Here is a 7,218-nt window from a genome sequence, read left to right as displayed (position 1 = left end):
TTTACTGCTCGTTTTGCGGCAAAAGCCAGCACGAAGTGCGCAAGCTGATCGCCGGTCCGACGGTCTTCATCTGCGACGAGTGCGTCGAACTCTGCATGGACATCATCCGTGAAGAGAACAAGACCTCGATGGTGAAGTCGCGCGAAGGCGTGCCGACACCGCAGGAGATCCTCAAGGTTCTCGACGATTATGTCATCGGTCAGCCCTACGCCAAGCGCGTGCTGTCGGTGGCGGTCCACAATCACTACAAGCGCCTCGCGCATGCCGGCAAGAACAACGATGTCGAACTGGCGAAGTCCAACATCCTTTTGATCGGCCCGACCGGTTGCGGCAAGACGCTGCTCGCGCAGACGCTGGCCCGCATCATCGACGTGCCCTTCACCATGGCTGACGCGACGACGCTGACCGAAGCCGGCTATGTCGGCGAGGACGTCGAGAACATCATCCTGAAGCTGTTGCAATCGGCCGACTACAATGTCGAGCGGGCCCAGCGCGGCATCGTCTACATCGACGAGATCGACAAGATTTCGCGCAAGTCGGACAATCCCTCGATCACCCGCGACGTGTCGGGCGAGGGCGTGCAGCAGGCGCTTCTGAAGATCATGGAAGGCACCGTCGCCTCCGTGCCGCCGCAGGGCGGCAGGAAGCACCCGCAGCAGGAGTTCCTGCAGGTCGACACAGCCAACATCCTGTTCATCTGCGGCGGCGCCTTCGCCGGGCTGGACAAGATCATCTCTGATCGCGGCCGCAAGACCTCGATCGGCTTCGGCGCGGTCGTCGCTTCGCCGGAGGATCGCCGCACTGGCGATGTCTTCCGCCTGGTCGAGCCCGAGGATCTGTTGAAGTTCGGTCTTATCCCCGAATTTGTCGGCCGTCTGCCGGTCCTGGCGACGCTGGAAGACCTCGACGAACCGGCGCTGATCCAGATCCTGACCGAGCCGAAGAACGCGCTGGTCAAGCAGTATCAGCGGCTGTTCGAAATGGAGAATGTCGATCTGACCTTCCACGAGAACGCTCTTTCGGCGATCGCCAAGCGCGCCATCGAGCGCAAGACCGGCGCGCGCGGCCTGCGTTCGATCATGGAGGCGATCCTGCTCGACACGATGTTCGAGCTTCCCGCGCTCGAAGGCGTGCGCGAAGTGGTGATTTCGGAGGAGGTGGTGACCGGCAGTGCCCGGCCGCTCTACATCTACTCCGAGCAGAAGGAAAAGAAGGGCAATGTCAGCGCCTGACATGATGAGCCCGCAGCGAAATTCTGAAACGGCGCCGCAAGGCGCCGTTTTGCTGTCACACAGGGCTTTTGCGCGGCGTACGGCTTGGCGTCGCAAATGTGTCACTCGCGGACGGGTTGGAAGTGCGGATTTGGACACGCCCCTTGATCTTTGGGGGTCGTGCATCCAACTAACTGGAGAAGGCCGAGGTGCCCGATTTCTGTGCTGTAAAACTCCCGTCATAAACGGTGGTAGGCGGAACGATCCCCGGTCGTTAATATAAGATTCGCGGTTGGCTGATTGGCGGCCGCGACATGAAAGGTTGGACAATGGCCAAAGTATCCAAGGCACCCAGCGACGGCGTCTTCGCAGTTCTCCCACTGCGCGACATCGTGGTGTTCCCGCACATGATCGTGCCGCTCTTCGTCGGGCGTGAGAAGTCGATCAAGGCGCTGGAAGAGGTGATGGGTCAGGAAAAGCAGATCCTGCTTGCCACCCAGATGAATGCCGCCGACGACGATCCCGAGCCCGATGCCATCTTCGACATCGGCACGCTCGCCAATGTGCTGCAATTGCTCAAGCTGCCCGACGGCACCGTCAAGGTTCTGGTCGAAGGCGCTTCGCGTGCGAAAATCGTCTCGTTCACCGACCGTCCCGACTTCCACGAGGCCCGCGCCGCGGCGCTGGTCGAGCCGGACGAGGAAGAGGTCGAGGTTGAGGCGCTGGCGCGTTCGGTCGTCACCGACTTCGAGAACTACGTCAAGCTGAACAAGAAGATCTCGCCCGAAGTGGTGGGTGCAGCCAGCCAGATCGACGACTATTCCAAGCTCGCCGACACGGTCGCCTCGCATCTCGCCATCAAAATCCCTGAGAAGCAGGAAATGCTGGCCACGCTCTCGGTCAAGGAGCGGCTGGAAAAGGCTATGGGCTTCATGGAAGCCGAAATCTCCGTCCTGCAGGTGGAGAAGCGCATCCGCTCGCGCGTCAAGCGCCAGATGGAGAAGACGCAGCGCGAATACTACCTCAACGAGCAGATGAAGGCGATCCAGAAGGAGCTCGGCGAGGGCGAGGACGGCCGCGACGAGGCCGCCGAGATCGAGGCGCGCATCAAGAAGACCAAGCTCTCCAAGGAGGCCCGCGAAAAGGCGGAAGCCGAGTTGAAGAAGCTCCGGACGATGTCGCCGATGTCGGCTGAATCGACCGTCGTGCGCAACTACCTCGACTGGATCCTGTCGATCCCGTGGGGCAAGAACTCCAAGGTCAAGCAGGACCTGGCGTTCGCGCAGAACGTGCTCGACACTGATCATTTCGGCCTCGACAAGGTCAAGGAGCGCATTGTCGAGTATCTCGCCGTGCAAAGCCGCCAGAAGAAGCTGAAGGGGCCGATCCTGTGCCTCGTCGGCCCTCCCGGCGTCGGCAAGACCTCGCTCGGCAAGTCGATCGCCAAGGCGACTGGTCGCGAATTCATCCGCATGGCGCTTGGCGGCGTGCGTGACGAGGCCGAGATCCGTGGTCACCGGCGCACCTATATCGGCTCGATGCCCGGCAAGGTCATCCAGTCGATGAAGAAGGCCAAGAAGTCCAACCCGCTCTTCCTGCTCGACGAGATCGACAAGATGGGCCAGGACTTCCGTGGCGATCCGTCATCGGCGTTGCTTGAGGTCCTCGATCCGGAACAGAACTCGACGTTCATGGACCATTACCTCGAGGTCGAATACGACCTGTCGAGCGTCATGTTTGTGACGACGGCGAACACGCTGAACATCCCGGCGCCCTTGATGGACCGCATGGAGATCATCCGTATCGCCGGCTACACCGAGGACGAGAAGATCGAGATCGCCAAGCGGCACCTGATGCCGAAGGTGATCCGCGATCACGCGCTGCAGCCGAAGGAGTTTTCCGTCGGTGAGGACGCGATCCGCGCCATCGTCCAGACCTACACCCGCGAAGCGGGCGTCAGGAGCCTGGAGCGCGAGCTGATGAAGCTCGGGCGCAAGGCGGTGACCGAGATCCTGAAGACGAAGAAGAAGACGGTGAGCATCACGGCGGAGAACCTCTCCGATTACCTTGGTGTGCAGCGCTACCGCTTCGGCCAGGTCGAGGCTGACGATCAGGTCGGTGTCGTTACAGGTCTTGCCTGGACGGAAGTCGGCGGCGAACTGCTGACGGTCGAAGGCGTCATGATGCCCGGCAAGGGCCGCATGACGGTGACCGGCAACCTGCGCGACGTGATGAAGGAATCGATTTCGGCGGCGGCCTCGTATGTCCGCTCGCGCGCCGTCGATTTCGGCATCGAGCCGCCGCTGTTCGACAAGCGCGACATCCACGTGCACTTGCCGGAAGGCGCCACGCCGAAGGACGGCCCGTCTGCGGGTGCTGCCATGGCGACAGCCATTGTGTCGGTACTGACGGGTATTCCGGTCCGGGCGGATGTGGCGATGACCGGTGAGATAACGCTTCGCGGCCGCATCTTGCCGATCGGCGGGCTCAAGGAGAAGCTGCTCGCCGCGCTGCGCGGCGGCATCAAGAAGGTGCTGATCCCGGAAGACAATGCCAAGGATCTGGCGGAGATCCCGGACAACGTGAAGAACGGCATGGAGATCATTCCGGTCTCACGTGTCGGCGAGGTGTTGCGCCACGCGCTGGTGCGTATGCCGGAGCCGATCGAATGGGTCGAACCGGTCAATCCGCCGGCCTCGACAGACAGTGCCGACGACGCTGGAAAGTCCCTGGCGCATTAGAGCGCCGGGCGTCCATCTGGACGCACAAAGGACGCTCTAACGCTCGGACTTGCGCATGGCCCTTTCCGAAAACCGGCTACGGTTTTCGAGGCTATGCGTTGGTTTTCGTCAAGGTTGCAGCGCACAAACGGAGAGCCGGGCCTAGAGCCCGGCTTTTTCATGTGAAAAACCCAGCATTTCCGGGCTTTTTCCGCTTTTTTCCTGCCTTTTCGACTTGGTTGCGGGAGCGCTTCTTTCTAAAGTCCGTTTCCTGCCGGATGAGTCGATAGTTCCGGTGTTCTCATGGAAGGGAATTTTTATGAACAAGAACGAACTGGTGTCCGCTGTCGCCGACGCCGCGAGCATTTCGAAGGGTGACGCGCAGTCGGCGGTCGATGCGGTATTTTCCGTGATCACCGGCGAACTGAAGAAGGGCGGCGATGTCCGGCTTGTCGGCTTTGGCAATTTCTCCGTGTCAAAGCGTGCGGCGTCGACCGGCCGCAATCCTCAGACCGGCGCCGAAGTGAAGATCCCGGCGCGCACCGTGCCGAAGTTCTCGGCCGGCAAAGGCCTCAAGGACGCAGTCAACTAAGCGTTTTTTCTTTTCAGAGACCTCAGAAAAGCCGGGCTTGCCCGGCTTTTCATTTTGGCGCCCTACGCGGGTACATGCGACCAGAAAAGCCGGGCTTGCCCGGCTTTTCATTTTTGTGCCCGACGCTGACGCGACGGCGGCCGGCTTACGCGGTCGGCGCCTCGGTGCGCATAAGACCTTCCTTCTTGAGATCGGCCCAAAGCGCTGGGGGCAGTTTCGCATCGAGCAGCGAGCGATTGCTCTCGACTTCGCTCGGCCGCTGGCCACCGGGGACCACCGAGACGACCGAGGGGTGCAGCAGCGGGAATTGCAGGGCGGCCTCGATCAGCCTGACACCATGACGCTTGCAGACGTTTTCGATCCCGGCGACCCGATCGAGTATGTCCTTCGGCGCTTCCGAGTAGTTGTAGTAGGCGCCGGGCTTCGGTCCGGTCGCCAGGATGCCGGAGTTGTAGGGGCCGCCGAGAACGATGCCGATGCCGCGTGCCTGGCAGAGCGGCAGGAAGGACGTCAGCGCCTCCTGTTCCAGGAGCGTATAGCGTCCGGCCAGCAGGAACAGGTCGAAGTCGCCGCGCTCGGCCAGCGTCTGCGCGACCTGCCACTCGTTGATGCCGCCACCGAACGCCTTGATCACGCCCTGGTCGCGCAGCGAAAGCAAGCCGTAATAGCCCGAGCGCATGAACTCCTCGATGCGCCGGTCGGAGGCTTCCTTGCTGCCATGCGTGAAGATGTCGACATCGTGGACGAAGAGGATGTCGATCCGGTCGACGCCGAGGCGCTCAAGCGAGGCTTCGAACGAGCGCATGACACCGTCATAGCTGTAGTCGTACACCTCGCGGCGTGACGGCGTGTCGAAGAACTTGCCGATGCCGGTGCGCTCTTCGGGCGGGCAGGCGCGCATGATGCGGCCGACCTTGCTCGACAGCACATAGTCGTCGCGCTTCTTGCCGCGCAGGAACGGGTTGAGCCGCGTTTCCGAGAGGCCGAGTCCATAAAGCGGCGCGGTGTCGTAGTAGCGGCAGCCGGTCGCCCACGCGGCCTCCAGCGTGGCGTTGGCGTCCTCGTCGGAGACGGCACGGTAGAGGTTGCCGAGCGGCGCCGCGCCGAAGCCGAGCTCGGTGAAACTGATGCCGCCATTGCCGATGCGGTCGAAATGCCGTGTCTTCATATGCTGCTGCTTGCCTCGCCTGATTTGTCTGACATGACACTATCACGCCTGTGATCAGGCAAAAGCATCGCTGCGCGTTGGACACGCATTTTCGCGGTTGCTAGCATGAACGAAATCAAGCTGTTCGTGGCAGCAATGGCGGCAAATCCCAGGGGTGATTTTTGATGGCAGGATCGCGGTGAGCGACAAGAGCAAAAGCCTGTTCGAGATCGCGCTTGAGGAGCTCGGCGGCGTGCTGGCACGCATCGACGAAAGCCGGATCGACGCCGCCTGCAAAATGCTGGCCGGCGCGCGACAGATCGTCGTCTATGGCTGCGGCCGCGAGGCCTTGCAGGTCAAGGGTTTTGCCATGCGGCTCTATCATTTGGGCCTGCCGGTGTCCGTGGTCGGCGACATGAACACACCGCCGCTGGGGCAGGGCGATGTCTTCCTGGTCAGTTCCGGGCCGGGAGAGACCTCGACCGTGCTGACCCTGATGCAGGTCGCGCACGATGCCTACGCGACCAACCTCCTGCTGACCGCCCAGGCCGAAGGCAGCGCGGCAAGGCTTGCCGACTTCACCCTGCTCATTCCCGCGCAGACCATGGCCAACGATCAGGGGGCGCAGAAGACATCGGTGCTGCCCATGGGCTCGGTTTTCGAAGGCGCGCTGTTCCTGCTGTTCGAGGTGATGGTGCTGAAACTCAGGGAATTGATCGGGGCGTCGCCCGAAGCCATGCGCGCCCGCCACACCAACATGGAATAGATCATGCGCTACGAACTGATGCTGCCACACCAGATCCGCAGGGCGATCGCCGAGAATTGGCCGGTCGCTCTGCCGCTCGGCGTGCTCGAATACCATGGCGAGCACATGGCCGTCGGCATGGACACGCTGGCCGTCGTCAAGACGCTGGAGCTGTTCGAAAAGGAGAAGGACGTCGTCATCCTGCCGCCCTTCTACTACGGTGCTGCGAGTTATGCGGTGGCGCCCCCGGAAGGCAGCGGCTCGGTGCAGGTCGGCGGCAATGCGCTGGCGCCGTTCGGCGAGGAGCTGTTCTACAGCCTGCTGCGCATCGGCTTTCGCAACATCCACGCCATCATCCACCACCAGACCGAGAACTTTGCCGCCGGCATGCCGACCGATCTGGCGTTCAAGACCGCCGGCCGCCAGGCGATCTTCCGCTTCCTCGAAAAGGAGCGCGGCGAGGGCTGGTGGGGCTCTCAGGCGATGGCCGACTACTATTCCGGGCACGCCGCGGGTGAAAATTTCTTCAACTGGGTGCAAGTGCATCCGCTGATGTCGGCTGACATGAACGGCAAGTACCCGTTCGATCATGCCGGCATCGGCGAGACCTCGCTGATGCTGGCGCTATGCCCGGAGGCTGTCGATGCCGACCGCTTTGCCGACAATACCAGCTGGTATACGGCGAGCGCCAAGGAGGCATCGGCAGAACTCGGGCAGAAGGGCGTGGCGATGATCCTTGATCATCTGCGGGAGATATTGAGCGGCTAGCGCGGTTCTTCCTTCTCCCCCTGTGGGGTGAGAAG

Annotated in this window: 6 protein-coding genes (1 of these 6 cut by a window edge); 5 read left to right on the top strand and 1 reads right to left on the bottom strand. The window is 62.1% G+C overall.

Translation table 11 applies throughout. The annotated features are described in order from the left end of the window. The 3 genes from clpX to hupB all read left to right on the top strand — a co-directional run. Positions 1-1,232 carry the 3' portion of an ATP-dependent Clp protease ATP-binding subunit ClpX gene (gene clpX, locus EOC06_RS16045; protein WP_128308224.1) on the top strand. 31 nt of this gene lie to the left of the window's left edge, so 1,232 of the gene's 1,263 nt are visible here — the last part of the coding sequence; the start codon falls outside the window, past its left edge; its stop codon occupies positions 1,230-1,232. 308 nt (positions 1,233-1,540) lie between these two features. Then, entirely contained in the window at positions 1,541-3,952 is a 2,412-nt protein-coding gene (gene lon, locus EOC06_RS16040; protein ID WP_127810676.1) for an endopeptidase La, read from the top strand. 298 nt (positions 3,953-4,250) lie between these two features. After that, entirely contained in the window at positions 4,251-4,523 is a 273-nt protein-coding gene (hupB, locus tag EOC06_RS16035) for a DNA-binding protein HupB (protein ID WP_127268007.1), read from the top strand. Between the two features lie 145 nt (positions 4,524-4,668). Here hupB and EOC06_RS16030 read toward each other — a convergent pair whose 3' ends face one another. Then, positions 4,669-5,691, bottom strand: coding sequence for an aldo/keto reductase (locus tag EOC06_RS16030; RefSeq protein ID WP_128308223.1), 1,023 nt, complete (start codon positions 5,689-5,691; stop codon positions 4,669-4,671). A gap of 178 nt (positions 5,692-5,869) precedes the next feature. On the opposite strand from EOC06_RS16030, the gene EOC06_RS16025 reads away from it, so the two are divergent. Both EOC06_RS16025 and EOC06_RS16020 read left to right on the top strand, forming a co-directional pair. Continuing rightward, entirely contained in the window at positions 5,870-6,436 is a 567-nt protein-coding gene (locus tag EOC06_RS16025; RefSeq protein ID WP_128308222.1) for an SIS domain-containing protein, read from the top strand. Between the two features lie 3 nt (positions 6,437-6,439). Next, positions 6,440-7,183, top strand: a complete 744-nt coding sequence (locus tag EOC06_RS16020) for a creatininase family protein (protein ID WP_128308221.1) — start codon at positions 6,440-6,442, stop codon at positions 7,181-7,183. Positions 7,184-7,218: the final 35 nt, after the last annotated feature.

Source organism: Mesorhizobium sp. M7A.F.Ca.MR.362.00.0.0 (assembly GCF_004023175.1).
Lineage (GTDB): Bacteria > Pseudomonadota > Alphaproteobacteria > Rhizobiales > Rhizobiaceae > Mesorhizobium.
This window is presented reverse-complemented; position numbering and strand designations above follow the sequence as displayed.

Coding starts and splice junctions, on each gene's coding strand:
- EOC06_RS16030 (WP_128308223.1), bottom strand. CDS start 5,691: ATGAAGACACGGCATTTCGACCGCATCGGCAATGGCGGCATCAGTTTC.
- hupB (WP_127268007.1), top strand. CDS start 4,251: ATGAACAAGAACGAACTGGTGTCCGCTGTCGCCGACGCCGCGAGCATT.
- EOC06_RS16020 (WP_128308221.1), top strand. CDS start 6,440: ATGCGCTACGAACTGATGCTGCCACACCAGATCCGCAGGGCGATCGCC.
- lon (WP_127810676.1), top strand. CDS start 1,541: ATGGCCAAAGTATCCAAGGCACCCAGCGACGGCGTCTTCGCAGTTCTC.